The 19520-nt window shown below is 63.0% G+C and carries 14 protein-coding genes; 9 read left to right on the forward strand and 5 right to left on the reverse strand.

Going from position 1 to position 19520, the window contains the following annotated elements:
• The first annotated feature begins 33 nt into the window (after window positions 1–33).
• From BSP239C_RS01125 to manA, 4 genes are all read left to right on the forward strand, one after another.
• Window positions 34–1182, forward strand: a complete 1149-nt coding sequence (locus BSP239C_RS01125; RefSeq protein ID WP_101569772.1) for an acyl-CoA dehydrogenase family protein — start codon at window positions 34–36, stop codon at window positions 1180–1182.
• Window positions 1183–1444: 262 nt separating this feature from the next.
• Window positions 1445–2965, forward strand: a complete 1521-nt coding sequence (locus tag BSP239C_RS01130; RefSeq protein ID WP_101569773.1) for an LCP family protein — start codon at window positions 1445–1447, stop codon at window positions 2963–2965.
• A gap of 262 nt (window positions 2966–3227) precedes the next feature.
• Window positions 3228–6128, forward strand: coding sequence for an NlpC/P60 family protein (locus BSP239C_RS01135; RefSeq protein WP_257929994.1), 2901 nt, complete (start codon window positions 3228–3230; stop codon window positions 6126–6128).
• Between the two features lie 362 nt (window positions 6129–6490).
• Complete coding sequence (manA, locus tag BSP239C_RS01140) at window positions 6491–7804, forward strand: mannose-6-phosphate isomerase, class I (protein ID WP_101569775.1); 1314 nt, start codon at window positions 6491–6493, stop codon at window positions 7802–7804.
• A 399-nt stretch (window positions 7805–8203) separates the two neighbouring features.
• Here manA and BSP239C_RS01145 read toward each other — a convergent pair whose 3' ends face one another.
• The 4 genes from BSP239C_RS01145 to BSP239C_RS01160 are packed head-to-tail and all read right to left on the reverse strand — an operon-like array spanning window position 8204 to window position 11563.
• Window positions 8204–8869, reverse strand: coding sequence for a CoA transferase subunit B (locus BSP239C_RS01145; protein ID WP_101569776.1), 666 nt, complete (start codon window positions 8867–8869; stop codon window positions 8204–8206).
• A 12-nt stretch (window positions 8870–8881) separates the two neighbouring features.
• Window positions 8882–9670, reverse strand: coding sequence for a CoA transferase subunit A (locus BSP239C_RS01150; RefSeq protein ID WP_101569777.1), 789 nt, complete (start codon window positions 9668–9670; stop codon window positions 8882–8884).
• Window positions 9658–10383: a hypothetical protein gene (locus tag BSP239C_RS01155; RefSeq protein ID WP_101569778.1), complete on the reverse strand. Its 726-nt coding sequence runs from the start codon at window positions 10381–10383 to the stop codon at window positions 9658–9660. Before BSP239C_RS01155 ends, BSP239C_RS01150 begins: the two co-directional genes overlap by 13 nt.
• 52 nt (window positions 10384–10435) lie before the next feature.
• Window positions 10436–11563 (reverse strand): coenzyme F420-0:L-glutamate ligase, encoded by a 1128-nt coding sequence (locus BSP239C_RS01160; protein WP_101569905.1) that lies wholly within the window; start codon window positions 11561–11563, stop codon window positions 10436–10438.
• A gap of 497 nt (window positions 11564–12060) precedes the next feature.
• Here BSP239C_RS01160 and BSP239C_RS21255 point away from each other — a divergent pair, with 497 nt between their 5' ends.
• Genes BSP239C_RS21255 through BSP239C_RS01175 form a run of 3 tightly spaced genes read left to right on the forward strand, consistent with a single transcriptional unit; the run spans window position 12061 to window position 17125 of the window.
• The gene (locus BSP239C_RS21255; protein ID WP_308298048.1) at window positions 12061–12504 is read left to right on the forward strand and encodes a WhiB family transcriptional regulator; all 444 of its coding nucleotides are present in this window, start codon (window positions 12061–12063) and stop codon (window positions 12502–12504) included.
• On the forward strand, window positions 12501–15671 hold the full coding sequence (locus tag BSP239C_RS01170) for a glycosyltransferase (RefSeq protein ID WP_180958874.1): 3171 nt from the start codon (window positions 12501–12503) through the stop codon (window positions 15669–15671). The genes BSP239C_RS21255 and BSP239C_RS01170 overlap by 4 nt, the downstream gene beginning before the upstream one ends.
• Window positions 15668–17125 (forward strand): DUF5719 family protein, encoded by a 1458-nt coding sequence (locus BSP239C_RS01175; RefSeq protein WP_101569779.1) that lies wholly within the window; start codon window positions 15668–15670, stop codon window positions 17123–17125. Before BSP239C_RS01170 ends, BSP239C_RS01175 begins: the two co-directional genes overlap by 4 nt.
• Window positions 17126–17161: 36 nt before the next feature.
• Here BSP239C_RS01175 and BSP239C_RS01180 read toward each other — a convergent pair whose 3' ends face one another.
• Window positions 17162–17521, reverse strand: a complete 360-nt coding sequence (locus BSP239C_RS01180) for a metallopeptidase family protein (RefSeq protein ID WP_101569780.1) — start codon at window positions 17519–17521, stop codon at window positions 17162–17164.
• 130 nt (window positions 17522–17651) lie between these two features.
• Here BSP239C_RS01180 and BSP239C_RS01185 point away from each other — a divergent pair, with 130 nt between their 5' ends.
• Both BSP239C_RS01185 and manB read left to right on the forward strand, forming a co-directional pair.
• Entirely contained in the window at window positions 17652–18002 is a 351-nt protein-coding gene (locus BSP239C_RS01185) for a DUF3499 family protein (protein WP_374701004.1), read from the forward strand.
• Window positions 17999–19492 carry a phosphomannomutase/phosphoglucomutase gene (manB, locus tag BSP239C_RS01190; protein WP_101569782.1) on the forward strand — a complete coding sequence of 498 codons (1494 nt, stop codon included), beginning with the start codon at window positions 17999–18001 and terminating at the stop codon, window positions 19490–19492. The genes BSP239C_RS01185 and manB overlap by 4 nt, the downstream gene beginning before the upstream one ends.
• The last annotated feature ends 28 nt before the right edge of the window (window positions 19493–19520 follow it).

Below are 19520 nucleotides of genomic sequence, written 5' to 3' on the forward strand. Positions count from 1 at the left end.
AGTACTTAACGATCGATCAGTTATAGGAGAATGATGTTCGACCTCTACCAGCCCAGCGAAGAACACGAAGAGATCCGCGCGGCAGTGCGCAACGTCGTCGAGAAGAAGATCACCCCCTTCGCCGCCGAGGTTGACGCCGATTCCCGCTACCCGCAGGAAGCCCACGACGCGTTGGTCGAGACCGACTTCTTCGCCGCCCACATTCCCGAGGAGCACGGCGGAATGGGTGCCGACGCGCTGGCAGTTGCCATCATCATCGAAGAGGTCGCCCGTGGATGCGCTTCGTCTTCTCTCATCCCAGCGGTGAACAAACTCGGCAGTATGCCGGTCCAGCTCGGCGGCAGCGAAGAGATCAAGGCGAAGTACTTCCCGCAGGTCGCCCGCGGCGAGGCCGGATTCTCCTACGGGCTCTCCGAGCGCGAAGCCGGATCCGACACGGCTTCGATGAAGACCCGGGCCATCGCCGATGGCGACGACTGGGTCCTCAACGGAGTCAAGACCTGGATCACGAACGCCGGCGTTTCCGATTACTACACGGTCATGGCCGTGACCGACCCGGACGGTGCTCGCGGACGCAACATCTCCGCCTTCGTCGTGGAGAAGTCCGATGAGGGCTTCACCTTCGGCGAGAAGGAGCGCAAGCTCGGCATTAAGGGCTCACCGACGCGCGAACTCCTCTTCGACAATGTTCGCCTGCCCGGTGACCGCATCATCGGTGACCCAGGTGAGGGCCTGAAGATCGCTCTGCGGACACTGGACCACACTCGCGTCACGATCGCGGCTCAGGCCGTCGGCATCGCCCAGGGCGCGCTGGACTATGCGCTGGGCTACGTCAAGGAGCGTCAGCAGTTCGGCAAGAACATCGCTGAGAACCAGGCCATTCAGTTCATGCTCGCCGATATGGGCATGAAACTCGAGGCGGCCCGTCAGCTCACGTACACCGCGGCAGCCAAGAGCCAGCGCTTCGATGACGACCTCACGTACTTCGGCGCAGCGGCGAAGGCCTTCGCCTCGGACGCGGCCATGGAAATCACGACCGATGCCGTCCAGCTCCTCGGCGGGGCCGGCTATGTCGTCGACCACCCTGTCGAGCGGATGATGCGTGATGCGAAGATCACACAGATCTACGAAGGCACCAACCAGATCCAGCGCATGGTGATGGGCCGTAAGCTCATCGGCTGATGTTTCAGCAGGTGAGAGCGCTCACCGCACGAAAGAAGGCCACCGCCTCCAAGTGGTGGCCTCCTTCGTATCTGTGATCAAGTACTCCTGGAACGACGCGACATGCGCAGGCGAAATGTGCCGGAATCCACGGCTCCCACGCGCCACAATGGATGAACACAGTGGACTCTCCAGAAGGTTTGGCACAGTGGTCTGTGTCGCCGCGGGCCTCAGGTCAGCGGGGTGGCCATAACAGCAGCGAGCGCGAGGTAAAGGTAGGTCAGTGGCCGAAACGAGATACGTCGACCCCATTCATCATCCCTCGTACGCTTCACAGCCGACGCGGGATGTACGGGCGTGGATCCTTCTCCTAGTCACTGTTCTCATTCCTGGGGGAGTGCAGCTGCTGTTCCGGGCTCGCCGCTGGGCCAAGATCTCACTGTCGATCACCGCGATCAGCTGGATCCTTACGATCATTGCTCTGATCGTGATTCTCATCGACAAGAAGTTCCTCTTCACGATCGGCACGAATCCATTCCTGCTGACGTTCCTCACAATCTGGCTGCCGGTCATCGCCATCAACTGGATCGTGTGCCTCTTCGACACGCTGCGCCGGATCAAGCTGGTCACACTCTCGGCGCGGGCGCGCAAGCGCTTTGTCGCCGCATTCTGCGCCCTGGTCCTCGTCGTTGTCGGCCCACTGGCCTGGGGTACCACTCTGCTGGATTCCCAGCGCGGACTGATGGCTGACCTCTTCGCCTCCGGAAAAGCGGCGAAGCCCGTCGATGGCCGCTACAACATTCTTCTCCTCGGCTCAGACGCCGGCAAGGGACGCACCGGCATCCGTCCGGATTCGCTGTCCCTGGTCTCGATCGATGCGAAGACCGGCAAGACGGTCATCGTCGGCCTTCCACGCAATATGGAGAACGTGCCCTTCCCCAAGGGCTCCCCGCTGTACAAGCACTACCCACAGGGGTTCAACTGTGGTGACGAATGCCTGCTCAATGCCGTCTTCCAGCAAGGCGAGCGACACAAGGACGAGTTCGAGGACCCGAAGCGGGCAGGGGAGCAGGCCACTATGGATGCTGCCTCGGCGATCACCGGTCTCGAAGTCCAGTACTTCGCCATGGTCAACCTCAAGGGGTTCGAAAAGCTCATCGACTCTCTCGGCGGGATCACGCTGGTCTCAGGCAAGCGAGTCCCCATCTCCTCGAAGGTCGATCCGACGACCGGCGAGCACGGTCCGGTCAAGGGCTGGATCGAGCCGGGCAAGCAGAAGCTCGACGGCTTCCACGCATTGTGGTTCGCTCGCTCACGGGAGTTCTCCAGCGACTACGAGCGGATGATCCGGCAGCGCTGCGTGCAGACGGCGATGGTCAAGCAGCTCGACCCCGCTACCGTTCTCACCCGGTACCAGGAGATCGCCAAAGCCACACCAGGCGCACTGTCGACGGACATTCCCTCCTCCGAGGTGGATGATTTCGTCGATCTCGCGCTGAAGGTGAAGTCGCAGAAGATCGAGTCGCTTGACCTCACTCCGCCCAACGTGACACCATCACACCCTGATTTCGACACCGCCCGGACCTTGATTGCGGACACGATCGAAAAATCGTCCAAGGATTCTGAGAAGGACAAAGGCGCTCAGGCGGCGCCAGGTGGCAACTCTGCAGCTCTTGCAGGGGTCAATGCGGGCCGTGGTCTCTCGGCTGGCAGTGACACCCGGGTCAGTGCTCAAAGTGGAAGCGAAGGCGGCTCTGACGAGGGCCAAGAGAGCGCAGAGAGAGCTATCTGCTACGTTCCCTGAGGTTGCGATGACCCAGGCGGTCTTGTGAGGCTGACGACAGAAGCCGGGAATCGCGGCCGTTTGCCAGAAAAACTTTCCCTCGGTGTGTCCCTTGCAAACACTGGGAACCACACTGGTGTAATTTGATTAATTTGTAATTTGGCTAGTGTGACACGCCGTATATGTGTAACAATTTTGAGATGTTGGGATTACCCACCGTCCTGCCAACGGTGAGATGATTCCAGGGCCTGAACTTCCCTGACTTCCTCGAAAAGGCTGAACGATGAAATACTTATTGCCCACAGTCGCGGGCTGCGCAACAGTCGCACTCGTCGGCACCTTAGCGGTCACGGCACCGACTGCCTTCGCGGCATCGACTGAGCCGGAAGTGACCCAAGAGGCGCTGAGCGTGAGCGAAGACGGACTCAATGTCCCCGGCGCCCGTGATTCCAGTGACTCCTCTGCCAGCGTTGCCAACCAAAGCACAACCAGCAATCTGCCGAACATCTTCAAGTCGCAGACGGCTGCCGCCTCGACGCAGGTGCCAGCCTTCGTCAACGCGAGTTCCGGTGCTGCTGCCGGCTCCACAGGGTCGATCAATCCTGTCTCTGCAGGACTGTCCTCACCTGAGGGTGCAGGCGAAGCGGCTGCATCGGAAGACTCCGCGCCGAAGGCTGACCCATCGGCGTCTGCTGAAGAGTCGGAGAAGAAGGATGGAGCGTCCGATGGCGAGACATCCAAGGGCTCCGAATCTTCTGAGGACTCGAAGGACAGCGATGACATCTCGGGTTCGGTACGTCAGAAGACCGAGGACGGCGTCAACATTGCGCTGATCTCCGACGTTCTCGACGTTCCGACCAACAACCCGAGCCTCATCGGCTTCACCTTCTCCCAAACGCAGTCCAATATCCGCATTCAGGTCCGCGTCAAGAGTGGTTCTGATTGGGGTAACTGGGAGTCTCTGGATGAGGAGAAGCAGGAGCAGGCGAAGAACGAAGGCTCCGAGCCGTTCACCGTCAACCGTGCCTCGGGTGTGCAGATGCGCATCCTGGGCGACAAGGCTCCCAGCGACGCCGAGCTCGTACTCGTCGACCCGAAGCAGAATCCCAACGATGCTGCCGCCGTGGCGGAGAATGCTCCTGTCGAGATCGAACCGCAGAACTCAGATTCCGCCGAGACCGATGCCGACACCTCGGAGACGAGCTCCGGCTCGACCGCCGATGCTGCGAACACCGAGAATGTGGCTGCATCGGGTCAGGCCGAGGTCACCAATCAGAACTACGTTCCCGGATCTTCTTCCGTGAACAACGTGGCGAAATCGGCCAAGGTGCCGAAGCCGAAGATCGGTTCGCGCTCCTCCTGGGGTGCCAAGGCATACAAGGGCAGCCCCGACTATGCCAGCGGCATCAAGCAGGCGGTCGTTCACCACACCGCAGGTTCGAACAGCTACTCTGCTGAAGACGTTCCCTCGGTCCTGCGCGGTATCCAGTCCTACCACCAGTCGGGTCGCGGCTGGAGCGACATCGGATACAACGTCATCGCCGATAAGTACGGTCGCCTCTGGCAGGCCCGCGGCGGCGACATCAAGAAAGCCGTCGTCGGTGCCCACGTTGCCGGACACAACACCGGAACATTCGGCATCTCGGTGATCGGCTCCTATGACAAGTCGGCCCCGCCGAAGAAGACCCGGGACGCAGTCGCCTCGGCGATCGCCTGGAAGCTCTCACTCGATGGCGTCAAGCCGAGCAAATCGACCGTCGTCGCACACCGCGACCTCGCGAACACCAGCTGCCCCGGTGATGCCTTCTACTCCAAGATGGGCGAAATCCGCTCGACTGTCACCAGCATCACGAAGTCCGGCGAACTGCCGTCCGATAAGAAGAAGGACGACAAGAAGAAGGACGACAAGAAAAAGGACGACAGCAAGAAAGACGATGGCAAGAAGAAGGACGATGGCAAGAAGGCAACGCCGAAGCCCAAGACTGCCATCGACAAGTACGCTGCCGACCACACGAAGGAACTCGGCAAGGCCACTGGCAAGGAACACGATGTCAAGGGCGTTGACGGGGCACGTACCCGCAGCTACGAGAAGGGCAACGTCTTCTGGTCCAAGAAGACCGGTGCCTACCACCTGACCGGTGCGATCAAGAACTCGTATAAGGGTGACGTTGTCACCCGGTTGGGCCTGCCCACCTCGCAAGAGAAGGGCGGCCTGAAAGACGGGGGATCGGCACAGTCGTTCCAGAAGGGCAAGATCTACTGGTCCAAGGACACCGGTGCTCACTACACCACCGGCACGCTCCTGAACTATTGGGCTGACAAAGGTACCGTCAAGGGACACCTCGGTTACCCCACCTCAGACCCGGTCTACAAGGACGGCAGAGGCGAGCAGCTGTTCGAAGGCGCTCGACTTGTCTGGGCCGAGGGATACGGGACTACGGAGTTCTCGCCCAAGGGAACCATTGAAGGCGGCGTAGTCGACAACAATGGTCCGGGCGATTCCGATGATGCCAACGCTTCCGGTGGTGCCGATGAGTCGGCGCCACCGGGCGACAAGGCCACCGATGGCGGTGCGGCTGCAGACTCCGGGGAAGGTTCTACAGACGCCAAGGCTGACGACAAGGGTTCCAAGGATGACAAGTCCAAGGCTGATGACAAGGCCAAGGACGATAAGAAGGACGACGGCAAGTCGAAGTCTGACAAGCCTAAGGACGATAAGAAGAACGACAAGTCCAAGGATGGCGACAAGTCCAAGGACAGCAAGAAGGACAAGCCGAAGGACAGCAAAAAAGACAAGAAGGACAAGCCGTCCAAGGCTGAGAAGATCCAGGCTCAGCGTGACTCCATCATCAGCGAAGCGAAGGGCCACCTCGGCGTGAGGTACGTCTGGGGTGGAACCTCTCCGACGAAGGGCTGGGACTGCTCTGGATACACCCAGTACGTCTATGGCAAGCACGGCATCAAACTGCCGCGTACAACCAGCCAGCAGCGCAACGCGGGGACGGTCATTCCGGTCAGCCAGGCCAAAGCAGGCGATCTGATCTGGATCCCAGGCCACATCGGCATCATCTCTGAAACCAAGGGGCAGATGTACGATGCGGGCTCGACCCGGACGAACACGACGAAGCGCAGCTACAGCTGGATGCTCAATCGTGGAGCGAAGGTCATCCGCGTAGTCGGCTGATCACAGCGACCTCGCCTCAGCTAGGAGCTGGGTGAGGCTTCGCAGAAAGTCCCACTGTCTCGTGGCCGGTTCTGAAAGGAACCGGCCACGAGACGTTTTGGTCTCCGGACCATGCACCGCCCGGTCCCAGTTCTCCTCAGGCCGGAATTGCGGACCGCCTCACTCTTCTCGTCCGGCCATCCCCATGTGCTTTTCTATTCGCCCTGGTCGCACCTGGTGAACAGCAGATGTCCTTAGCTGAACAGTCAGTGAAGGCACTCCCGAAATCGATGATTAGTCGAGATGAACGCGCTAACGTGGAGAAACACGCACAGCAAGTGCGTATGTTCATCCGATGAGTCCAGCCGAAGGGGACCAAGACAGTGCGTCGATTGCACAATACGGTCAAGAATTTTGCGTGGGGCAGCACGGACGCGATCCCGGCAATCCTGGGAACCGCTCCCGACGGCACTCCCTGCGCCGAGCTGTGGCTCGGAGCCCACCCTATGAGCCCCTCCCATCTAGACGCAGGACAGTTTGATCAGCAGCGCTCGACGCACCGTTCCGCGCAGCAGGGGGCATCATCATCTCTGGACGTGAAGACGGCCAGCAATACGGTCGGCCCCAACCTCATCGAATATCTCGCCGGTGATCCAGACGGACTGCTGGGCCACGATTCGCTGGACGCCTTCGGGCCGCGTCTGCCCTTTTTGCTCAAGGTCCTCTCCGCGCAGAAGGCGCTCTCGATCCAGGTTCACCCGAATCCCGAGCAGGCGGCCATCGGATTCGCCCGCGAAGAATCGCAGGGCCCCGATCTCGACGCACCGACCCGAAACTACAAAGATCCCTCCGCGAAGCCGGAGCTTATCTACGCCCTCACCGAATTCCACGCGCTGACCGGATTCCGGTCGCGTAAGGCCGTGCGAGCAACCTTCGAACGTCTGCTCTCGCTGTCTCTGTCGCCGGTCTCCCTGGACTTTCTGGGTGATGTGGTCTCCGCGCTGAAGTCCCTGACTGAGGCCAAGGCTTTCGCCAAAACGGTCGAACTCGTCCTCGGCGACTCGCGGTCCGCTGCATTCGTTGACGAAGTCGCCGCGCAGGATCTGGCTGAACTGCCCGAAGGCCACATCAGCCGTTCGGGCACAGCCGTCGATCCTGCGGAGACCTTCCAGGAACTTGTGGCCGATTATCCCTCCGATCCCGGAGTGCTGGTGGCGCTCATGCTCAATCGCGTCCACCTACAGCCCGGGGAAGCCCTCGCGATGGAATCAGGCGTGCTCCACGCCTACCTGGGTGGGACCGGGATCGAGGTCATGGCCTCAAGCGACAACGTCCTGCGGGGTGGACTGACGAACAAGCACATCGACATCCCGGAGCTGGGCAAGGTTGCGAAGTTCACCTCGGCCACACCTCGGATGGTCGAACCCGACCGTGACGGAATCCTCCTCGGCGCGACCGAAGACTTCGCCCTGCAGTCGTTGCGCTGCCCACGACTGACACAGGTCGAACGCCGAGGCGCGAGCATCGCCCTGTGCACCTCGGGCAGCGTCACTCTGACGTCCCTCGGGTCCACAGTGACACTCGCACGTGGCCAGAGTGTGTTCATCGCGGCCAACGAGCCCACAGTGACCGCAGACGGCCATGGAGATCTGTTCGTGGCCACTACCGGTCTCGACGCTACGCTGCCCTCCGTCTGAACCAGCTGCGACTGGATCTCTCGAGTCTCTCGGATCGTTCAGATTTCGCGAGCACCCCGTACCGTGAGCAGCGGATCAACCCATTGCTGCGGTGGCGTCTTGCATGGAGTGTAGGTGGTGCTGAGTGAGCTGTTGTCCGTGTGGGTGACGAGGTGCTGAACGTCCGACGGTGCGTGGTACGCGGGACGGCGAATAGGATGATCGCCGACGGTTAAGAGGCGAAGCGCTCCCGCCCCATGACGCCTGCACCGCGCTTCGCCCCATGACGTCTGCACAGCATTCCTCGCACGTGAAAAGGGCCGCCCTGGGCCGAACTCCTCAAAAGGAATCGGCTCAGGACGGCCTCTTTTCAGACTGCCGGGACCACAGGACCCGGCAACCGCGCTATCGCGCGGTGATTCAGGCAGCGTCGACGCTGATAGTGGGGACGTCGTCGGGGACGTTTACCTCGGCGCCGGTCTTCTCCTTGACTTCCTCAACGGTGACCCCGGGAGCCAGCTCGACGAGGGTGAATGAGTCTCCGGAGACGTCGAGCACTGCGATGTCGGTGATGACACGGCTGACGACGCCCTTGCCGGTCAGCGGCAGCTCACAGCTGGGCAGGAGCTTGTGTGAGCCGTCCTTGGCAACGTGGTCCATGATGACGATGACGCGCTGCGCGCCGTGGACCAGGTCCATTGCCCCGCCCATGCCCTTGACCATCTTGCCGGGGATCATCCAATTCGCGATGTCGCCGTTCGTGGCGACCTGCATCGCGCCGAGGATCGCGGCATTGACCTTGCCGCCGCGGATCATGCCGAAGCTGGCAGCAGAGTCGAAGTAGGAGGCACCGGGGGCCATCGTGACGATCTCCTTGCCGGCGTTGATGAGATCAGGGTCGATCTCTTCCTCCGTGGGGTAGGGGCCGACGCCCAGCAGGCCGTTCTCCGACTGGAGGACGAGATCGACTCCCTCGGGCAGGTAGTTGGGTACGAGTGTCGGCATTCCGATGCCCAGGTTGACGTAGCTTCCGTCTTCGAGTTCCTGGGCTGCGCGGGCCGCCATCTGGTTTCTTGTCAATGACATATCTGGTTCTCCTCAGCCCTCTACAGCGGTTGGCTCTGTGCGAACGGTGCGTTTCTCGATGGGCTTGTCGGCCACCTGCTCCGGGGTCAGCTCGACGACGCGGTGGACGAAGATGCCGGGTACGTGCACGTCATCGGGGTCGATCTCGCCGGGCTCGACGAGCTTCTCGACCTCGGCGATGGTGATCCGAGCCGACTGCGCTGCCGGGGGATTGAAGTTCCGGGCCGATGAGTGGAAGACGAGGTTGCCGTGACGATCTCCGACAGCGGCGCGAACGAGCGCATAATCGGGTGCCAGCGATTCTTCGAGAACGTATTCCTTCTCTTCGCCGAAGGTGTCGAAGACCCGGGTGTCCTTGGCCGGTGATTCCTTGACGACGTTGCCCTCTGTGTCGTACTTCCACGGCATGCCGCCGTCGGCGACCTGAGTGCCAGCTCCGGTGATCGTGTAGAACGCGGGAATCCCGGCTCCACCGGCACGCATCTTCTCTGCCAGCGTGCCCTGCGGGGTGAGCTCGACTTCGAGTTCACCAGAGAGGTACTGGCGTGCGAATTCCTTGTTCTCGCCGACGTAGGAGGCGATGATGCGACGGAGACGGTGGTCGGCGAGCAGCAGGCCCAAGCCCCGCCCGTCGACTCCGGCGTTGTTCGAGATCACTTCGAGGTCCTTGGCGCCCTGTTCCTTGATCGCTCGGATCAGGAATTCGGGCACGCCGACGACACCGAAACCGCCCACGGCGATCGATGATCCATCTGCAATATCGGCTACCGCGGCAGCGGGGGTATCAACTACTTTGTCCATGTTCCCAGTCTGCCACGGACCTCGCCGAGGCTGCTCGCCAGGTCCGTAATGCGAGCCTTGTCCATCCCGTTGGCCAGCAGCGACTCACCGCCGCGCAGAAGATGGCCCAGGAATGTCGCCCACTCCTCGGGGAGGGGAGTCGAGTTCGAAACGAGGATGCCGATTTTGGAGTCCTTCGGTGCTTCGGTCCACTCGACCTCCTGGTCACCGACGATGAGAGTCCCGGTGGATTGGAGGCGCCGAGGCGTCACGTCGGGGTAGGCGCGGATCGCGGAGTTGACGTCGATGAAGTCCTCACCGACCGGGGTGCTCAGAGCCAATGCCGGTGGGTTGTAGACGAAGACCTCTTCAGCATCGGAGAGACGTACATCGTCCTCGTAGCCCAGCGGCACGAAGGCATGGAAGTCACCTTCCGGTGCGGCCGAGGCGGCTGTTGAGGCCATCGAATCGTCGGACTGTGTATCTGTTCCCAGTACGACGCGACCATCGGCGAGGAGGACGGCAAGGATCGCGACGAGCTCACGCCAGTGCAGTCCAGCAGGCATCGGCACGAAGAGCGTGAAGTCGGGGCCGAGGTCGTAGTCTCCGAAGAGACCGACACCCTTGTTCACCCAGTTGGCCACGACCGGACCGGTGAGATCGAGTCGGTCGTAGTCAGGGCCGCGCCAGAAGAGGATGGGTCCGCCGGTGCGGCTGATGATGGAGAGATCCACGAGGGATGACCTGCTTTCTGGATGAGGATGAATCGTTCGATGCCTGCGACGTTCAGTGGTTGATGAGTCCGATGTTGATGCGCACCCCGCGGGGGAATGCTCCGAGTTCGCCCTCGGCCCACTCCCATTTCGTGGTGGCGCTGAGATCCTCGGCGAAGAGAGCGGTGTGCATGCGCTCGACGAGTGAGCCGAGGCCGACCATCGCCTCCAACAGGGGAGGGCCACCAGCCTGCGGCGTCGCCGGAGAGTCCGAGGGGGCAAGCGTGATCCTGGATCCGGAACCTTCAATGCGCATCCGCCACGCCGCCTGCCCTGGGGTGCGCGTGGTTCCCGCGCGGACGACGCGGATGGCTCGGGAGACGCGTTCGAGGATGTCGTCGCTGTTGTCTCCGGCAGCGGCGCGGCCCGGCAGCTTCGTGACTCCGAGCCCTCTGTGGATTGCTTCGACGTGGCCGTAGCGGAACCAGTCCTCGCCGAGGTCGCGGCTCAGCGCCTTCGCCCCGGCTTGGCCGTTGTCCAGGTACCCGCCGGCGCCTCGGACCAACGCCATCGGCAGGCCACGTGATGATCCCTTGACGAGATCTGCCGCTGCCGCGATCTCATCGGCGACCGCGCGAACAGTCACCGACTGCATTCGGCCATCGTCATCTGGCTTACCGCGCTGATCATCAAGTCCGGAGAAGCCGGAGAGACCGAGCGCGAAGTCGCCGACACCGATCCTCCAGGGCCGCGAAATGGTGTCGGAGATGACGACCCCGATCCGCACCGAGAAGGATTCTTCGACCCGCAGCCGCAGCTTCTGAGCCGAATCATCGCTGTCCTGAGGGTGGAGGACGACCGCGCCGCTCGAATTCGACTGGTCGAGCCCGGCCGCCGCCTGCACGGTGCCCGAATGGGTGCGCACGATCTGGACGGTCGACCCCGAGGCATAGGTCCGTTCGGCAACAAGGTGATTCGAGGAATCCTTGACCAGATCCTCGAACTCCGCTCGGTCCTTCACACTGCGCAGACGTCCGTCCGCTTTGGACACAACCTTCGATGCGATGACGAGGATGTCGCCGTCCTTGAGGTCGATCCGATTCCGGCGCAGAGCGTTGACAAGTATCGCTGCCAGATCAGACCCGGCTGTGATGTCCTCCTCGACGGGAGGCGCATACACGGTGAGCAGTCGGTCGTTCATCATCGCGTCTCTATCGTCTTCGGGCCGCCTGCACGCCCGTTTTCAGTGGGCGGATGCTGGGATCGGGCAGCGATCGCGAGTGATTCGACTCTCATGTCTCCATAATCCCACCGACGGCGAATGATTTCGAAATTCTCCAGATTTGTTCAGGTGCTCACCACAGGTTGTGTCAATATCAGCAGATGGTCGCTATATGTGGTGTTCATAGTGCGTGTGTATGTGAAGGTGTGTTCGATTAATCCACATGCGTCCCCGCCAATACTCCACAAGGGCTTGACGAGTCGGTAATGACACGCGTGTAATTTATACTTAACAGGGGAACGCACTTAGCACGAATTCTCGGATTCGAGCACCCACCACGCTGATACCGTCAGCACGAGCTTCACCTCCGGAACCATCCGGGGAGTCGGTCGCACCCAGACCATTTCACTCCTCGAACGGTACCGGAACAGAAGCCCGCAGTGGTAGGTGAGCTGAGCGTGAGAAAGGGGAAAACCGTGCAAAGCGCACAGAGCAAAAGGCAGGAGAGGGAAGACCTCTCCACAGTCGCGCCCGGAGTCACTTCACGAAGTGCCGAAGACTGGTTCGTCGAACCGGGGGCGCGTACACCGGATACTCTGCCTGATCCATTAGCGATCGATCCGAACGATCTGACACCGCTGCCCACGGACAACTCCGCAGTATCGCCGCTCTCACTGCTCTTCGGAGCAGGTGAAGACGGCGAGCTTTCCTGGCAGGACCAAGCGCTGTGCGCTCAGACCGACCCCGAGGCGTTCTTCCCCGAAAAGGGCGGATCGACTCGCGAAGCCAAACGTGTCTGTGCCTCATGCGACGTCCGCTCGGACTGCCTCGAATACGCGCTGGCGAATGATGAGCGCTTCGGAATCTGGGGCGGAATGTCTGAACGCGAACGCCGTCGACTCAAGAAACAGGTCGTGTGAAACCTGCCGTCACCGTTGTCGTCGCCTCAGGCGACGACAACAGCAGGGTTGAGCTTGAAACAGCTCTGAACGCGAGCTTCCCCGAGATCCCCGTTGTGGATCTCGGGGGTCTTGCCGTCACACAGGCCCTTGCACTCCCCGAAGTCGCCGACAGCACCCATCTGTGGTTCCTCTCCGCAGACTCGCGTCCCGACCCCGAGTGCCTCGAAGAGCTGCTTGATGCCATCGGCGCGACCGAATCGATCGCCGCTGTCGGTCCCAAGATCACGCACGAAGACCACATCGTCTCCGCCGGCGTCACCACCACCTCGGCTGGAGCCCGGGTCAATCCAGTCGGAGACGGCGAGGTCGACCAGGGACAGCGCGACGGTCAGTCGGAGACGCTGGGCCTCGACCTGCCGGGCATGCTCATCTCCACCGCGGAGCTTGAGAGAATCGGAGCTCCCTCCCGTGTTCTCGGCATGTCCTACCGCGGTCTCGAATACTCGCGTCGACTGCGCGACCTCGGTCGCAGGGTCGTCGTTGCACCAAACGCCAGACTGACGGTGTCCGCACGCTCGGCCGCTCAGCTGGGCTCCTCACCACTGCCACCCGCGTCGAAGTCACAGATCCGGACCGAACAGCGCTACCGCCTCAGCCTCTCCTGCCCCGGATTCGCCGGCATCTTCTGCCTCCTCATCCTCACTCAGCTGAAGAACACCCTGGCGGGACTGCTGTCGAACAACGTCCGCGCCGCCTCCTGGTATTTCTCCGCGCTTCTCGGACTCGCCGCCGACGCCCGCATCACCTCGCGGCTGCGACGATCCAACGCCCGCCGCAGCCGTCGGGCGAAACGCACCACCGACTCCCATGTGGCACCCCTCTACGCGGACCCGGACGAACTCGCCGTCCAGCGCCGGAGCATGAACTCCGCCGAGGAGGCCCGCCAGGCCCAAGCCGACTCGGCAGCCGGATCGAGCCCGGAGCACATCGACGAAACCGAACTCAACCCGGTCGGTGACACCGAAGAAGCAATCGATTCGTTCTCACGCCTCGAAGTCACCGGCGGTTCGGGACTCTTCCGCAGCCCCCTGACCTACCTCCTCATCGCAGCCGCGGCACTCAGCGGCCTCGTCTCCTTCCGACTCTTCGGCCCCGGCTACCTGGTCGGCGGTGCGCTCGGGTCCACCGACGTCAGCCTGGGCGAGCTGGTCTCCCGCCTGCTCAGCCCCCATCTCGACGTTTCCACCGGTGCTGCAGTCCCCGCCGATCCTTACCAGCTGCTCCTGGCGGCCCTGAGTGTTCCGTTCCTGGGCCACGTCGACATCATGGTTCGGACCCTGATCCTCCTGGCCCCGATCCTTGCCGTCATCGCCGCCTACAGCGCTGCGGGCGCAATCGTGAGACGGAACTGGGTGCGCGGATTCGCCGCCCTGCTGTGGATCGCGGCCCCGCTCTTCGTCACCGCGCTCTCGGACGGCCGCCTCGGCGTCATCTTCGTCTGGATTGCCGCACCTCTGTTCGTCATCGCCCTGCGACGCAGCCTGCGCACCGGGTCGATCGCCGCCACCGCAACCGCCGGACTTCTGCTGTTCCTGATGACCGCGGGTGTGCCGCTGATGCTGCCACTGGGAATCATCCTCACCGCAGTGCTCCTGTGCACCGGTCGTGGACTGCGCCACCTGTGGCTGCTGGCTCCAACCCTGTTCCTGGCCTGGCCCTGGCTGGTCGGCCTCGTCACCGACCCCGGCGCGATCTTCGTCATGCCCGGCCAGACCCTCGCCCCACCGGCACCACCGACCTACCTCCTGGCGGTCGGCTTCCCCTCACCGATCGACATGACCTGGCTGGCCGATCTGCTCGGCGCTGTCGGCATCAACGGCATCAGCCCAGGGATGCTGCAGCTGTGGGCACCGATCCTGGTGCTGCCGATGCTCATCCTCGCGTTCCTCACGCTCATCGAAGCTCACCTCAGACTGTCCCGCCTGATGTGGGCCGTCGGCCTCTACCTCGGCGGTCTTCTGGTGGCCACCGTCCAGATCCTCCTTCCCGCCCAAACCGGGCCTTTCCGCCTCATCGGCTCCTATCCGGCCGCGGGTCTGACTCTGCTCAGCCTCGGGTCGATCATGCTGCTCACGCTCGGTGCCCAAACCACGACGACGAAGTCGACGAACTCCCGCCGACTGCCCATGCGCGGCCTGTCCGGGCTCGTAGCCATCGCCGCCGTGGGACTCATCGTCGTCAGCGCCGGCCCCAGCACCACCTCGGCGGACATCGTCACCACCCAGGAACACGGCACCGTCCCGGCACTGGCCGCCGATCGGGCCACCGGTGACACTCAGTCACGCACGCTGCACCTCGATGTCGTCGATGGTGAGGTTCGTGTCCGCCTCCTCGCATCCGCCGACGGAACCGTCATCGGCACCTCGACCATCCGGTCCGCCGAGGCGGTCGGCGGGTGGCCGTGGGAGCGCAGACCCCTGCCCATCAGCGCTGATCAGACACTCATCGCCCAGGCCGCCGCGGCACTCTCAGCCGATGATGCAGGAGACGTCCGACCCATCCTGGGCCAGCTGGGCGTGGACTTCGTCCTGGTCGACTCGAGCGCGAAGAATCTGACGAACTCGGTGGCCGCCGCCGACGGTGTGATCCAGATCGGCCCAACCGAATCCGGCGGACTGTGGCAGGTTGACACCCCCTACAGCGGCCGATTCCTGGTGCGGGAACCCGACGGTGCGATGAGCACCGCACCGATGCACGGCACCGCCGCCGAGGTGGCTCCCGGCGACGATGGGCGCACCCTGATCGTGTCCGACAGTGCCGAAGACATCACCGCCAGCATCGATGGCAAGGAACTGCCGAAGCCGGAGAAGTCCACGATCAGCTGGGCCTCCGAATACTCACTGCCGGCCGCTGGCGGAGACGTCGAGCTCACCTACGGTTCCCCGCTCTATGCTCCGGGCGTCATCGTCGGCTGGATTCTCGGCCTCCTCACCATCATCGTTGCGATCCCCTTCGGGTCCCAGCGCCAGACCGAGGCGTGGTCACGCACGAGTCGTGCGAAGACCGGGCGAGCCAAGACTGGGCGTGCGATGCGGGTGAAGCCTCGGCGAAAGGCTGAACCGGCAACCGAGAGCCCAGCAACCAAGCAGTCAGCATTCGAGCACACTGTGGAGGCGAAGTCATGAGACATATGCGAAGCTTCGTGACCTTCGCGGCGATCGCCGTCCCCGGAGTGCTTGTGGCCACGACCTCATTCCTGACCCCGTTGACCCCGGGCACGCTCGATCGCAGCCCCGAGCAGGTCCGAATGCCCACGGCCGACACTCGTGTGATCTGTCCCGGCCCGCTCCTGACCGATGACGAGGCAGAAGGCACCGACGCGGAGTTCGTCGACGACTCCAACGTGTCCACCCGCGCAGTCTCCGCCTCTGCACCGATCAGCGCCGCAGACGGTTCGGTCTCCGCAGCGCGTCTGCAGGTGGCAGACCTGGGCGGGTCAGCAAACTTCGACAATCCCAGTTCGGACGGATTCGTCTCCGGCGATGACCCGATCGATCAGACCAAGCTCATCACCGGCTTCGCCCGCCCCGGGGCACCGGCGCTGACAACCGGCGTGCAGACCGTTGAAGGCACATCTGGAGACCTCACTGGGCTCGCGACTCTGACCTGCGGGTCAGCGGCAAGCAACTTCAGAATTCTGGCTGGCTCCGGGGCTGCGGGATCGAATTCCCAACTGCTGCTGAGCAATCCCGGCGACGTTCCCGTCCAGGCTGAGGTCACGCTCATGACGCCGTCGGGACAGCGCGGGGAACCGACAGAGGTCAGCATCAAGGCCGGCAAGCAGCGAGCCATCCGACTGGGAGGCCTTGCCTCCGGTGCAGAGGCTCTGGCCGTCGCTGTCAAGGTCGACGGGGGAGTCGTGGCCGGCTCTCTCCAAGAGACAGTGCTCGAGGGTCTGACACCCCAGGGCATCGACCTGGCCACCAGCGGAGCGGATGCCGCCTCGCAGCAGGTCGTCACCGGTCTCGACGGGAAGGACGCACGCCTGCGCGTGGCCAACCCGGGCGATGACCTGGCAGAGGTATCGCTTAAGGCCTACGGGCACGATGGGGAGGTCGACATTCCCCGCTCATCGATGACCGTGGTTGCACACGGAGTCGCCGAGGCAGACCTCGGCGATCTTGACGCCACGAGTGTCGTCCTCGACTCGGATCAGAGCATTCAGGCCAGCGCCTTCATCGGCCGTGACGGAGAGAAGGGCAGTGCAGACTTCGGCAGCATCAACGCCACCGACACTCTCGCTGACTCACAGATCATGGCCCTGCCGCGCACGGGCACCGGAAAGCTCTACCTCTCACCAGGACAGGGACAGGTGCAGGTGAGGGGCATGCTCGACGATGGTTCGCTCACGGATCCCCAGTCGATCGATCTCAACCCGACCGGCACCACCGAATTCAGCCCCGCCGAGGTGTCCCCGGACGCGGTCCGCGCCATCGTCATCAGCGGGGAGAACGCTTCAGGCTCGCAATCCGATGGTGTTCACGCCAGCTATGTGGTAACCACGGACTCTGGGATCTCTGCGGTGCAGCCCGCACCGGCACCTGCCGGCGTAGCCTACCGCGACATCCGCCTCGGCTGACTGCAGACGCTTCTGCGTTGGCTGCATCCGCTTTCGCTAGGAGTTCCGGAGGATCTCGACCTGATCGGCGACCACCTCGGCGATGAGAGAATCACGCTGGCCGCTGCTGTGGTATTCGATGACTCGCCGGTAGAGGACGATGTGCGTGAGCCTGTTGGCGGTGGCCGGGAAGACCCGGCCGAAAGCGGGCTCAGTGGAACTTGCCGGTGGAACCGCATCGATGGCCAGCACCACCTCGGCGAGCAGGGCCGGTTCCTGCGCCCGGAAACGGGCGAACTCCTCGGCCGCGACACGAGCGAAGCTCTCCCCTCTGCGCAGTCGGGCCGGGACGTCGGCCAAGAACAGCGGGGACCGCAGTCCGCGGCCATGCCGATCACGATGACGCCTGGTGCTCATGAGTCAATATTGTACTGACCATACGGCCCTGGCTGACAGGAACAGGCGGTACTCGCGTGTAAAGTGGTTGACTGTGTCAGCCGTGAGATTGTGTTCAAAAGTCAGCTGCTCGAGCAGTGCCGCAGCCACCATGACGTACGTGCACGCTGATGCTTGTGTCGTCATCGGTCCGCTGTCGCGTCGCGCCGAGCCCGGTGCCCATGACCTGTGCGCCGACCACGCCGCAAAACTGACCCCTTTGGTGGGGTGGGAGCTCATCCGCATCGGAGGTGAGCAGGCGCCTCCCGAGCGCACCCATGACGATCTGTTGGCCATCGCCGATGCCGTCAGAGAAGCGGCAGGACGCCCCGGAGACGGTGCGAGTGCGGGCGAGGCAGCGTCGTCACCCTCGTCTGCGTCGTCGTCGAGCGCTGAGAGGCGAAGCGACGGATCCGTGCCGGGCCGCAAACACGGTCACCTGCGCATCATCGGCGACTCATGACCGACCCCAGGCCCGGAGCTGTGCCGAGTCCCAGTCCAGACCTCGTCGAGGCCCGCACGACTGCGCTCGAATCCGCGGTCGGAGCCTATGACATTCGCGGCCGCATCCCTGATCAGCTCGACGAGGATGTGCTCTTCGCTCTCGGCTGGGCCACTGCCTTCGCTATGTCGGAGCTCGAATCGAGCGCCGAGGTGGTCGTGGGACACGATATGCGACCCAGTTCTCCCGGTTTCGCGCACGCCTTCGCCGCAGGCATCGAGGCAGCCGGTTATCGAGCGGTGCTGCTGGGGTTGTGCTCGACCGATCAGCTGTACTTCGCCTCGGGAATCTTCGACCTGCCCGGTGCGATGATCACCGCAAGTCACAACCCGGCCGACTACAACGGAATCAAGATCTGCGGCCCCCGAGCCGCAGGAGTCAGCCTCGCCTCAGGGCTGGGACGAATCAAGGAGCTGGCACCACAGGCGCCGACATTCGGCCGGGCCGTCGACGGTTCACACAGTTCTGCACCCGCGGTGGACATCAACGAGGTTGCGGCCGCGGACATGCGCAGACGCTACGTCGAACGCATCCGGACGCTGACGCACGTCGATGAGGTCACTGGTCTGAAGGTCATCGTCGACTGCGGCAACGGCATGGCGGGCAAACTCCTCGGTGAGGTCTTCGGCCCTGATTCCGGTTTTGCGAAGGTGCCCTTCGACGTCATCGGACTGTTCACCGAACTCGACGGTACTTTCCCCAACCACGAGGCGAACCCGCTGAAGCCGGAGAACCTCCTCGACGTCTCCCAAGCGGTTCTCGATCACGGCGCGGACCTGGGACTGGCCTTCGACGGAGATGCCGACCGGTGCTTCTTCATCGACGAAACCGGGGCGACCATGTCGCCCTCGGCGATCGGTGCACTCGTCGCCGAACGTGAGATCGCCCGTGCGAAGACGGCCGGCGTCACCGAACCTGTGGTCATCCACAATCTCATCACCTCCCGCAGCGTGCCTGCAACGATCACAGCCGCCGGAGGTCGGGCGGTCCGCTCGAAGGTCGGGCATTCGGGCATCAAAACACTCATGCGCACCGAACATGCCGTCTTCGCCTGCGAACACTCCGCTCACTTCTACTTCGATGAGTTCTACGGTGCCGACTCCGGCATGCTCGCTGCCTGCCACCTGATTGCCGCTCTGGCGAAGACAAAGGCACCTGCGTCTCGACTCGTCGCCGACTACGATCTCTACGCACAGTCGGGAGAGATCAACTTCACCGTGACCGATCCCGAAGCCGTGCTCACCGCCTTCTCGGCCGAATCCGTTCACTTCCCGGCCAACACGGTCGATGACCTCGACGGCATCGGGCTGCAGGGCGAAGACTGGTGGATCAACCTGCGCATGTCGAACACGGAGCCCCTGGTGCGACTCAACGTCGAGGCCAGCGACCCGCAGCGGCTGCGCGAATTGACGGCACAGGCCAGTGACTTCGTCGAGGCCCGAAGGCAATAGACTCAACTCAGACGACAACAGTTTCCGT

Source organism: Brevibacterium sp. 239c (assembly GCF_900169365.1).
GTDB lineage: Bacteria > Actinomycetota > Actinomycetes > Actinomycetales > Brevibacteriaceae > Brevibacterium.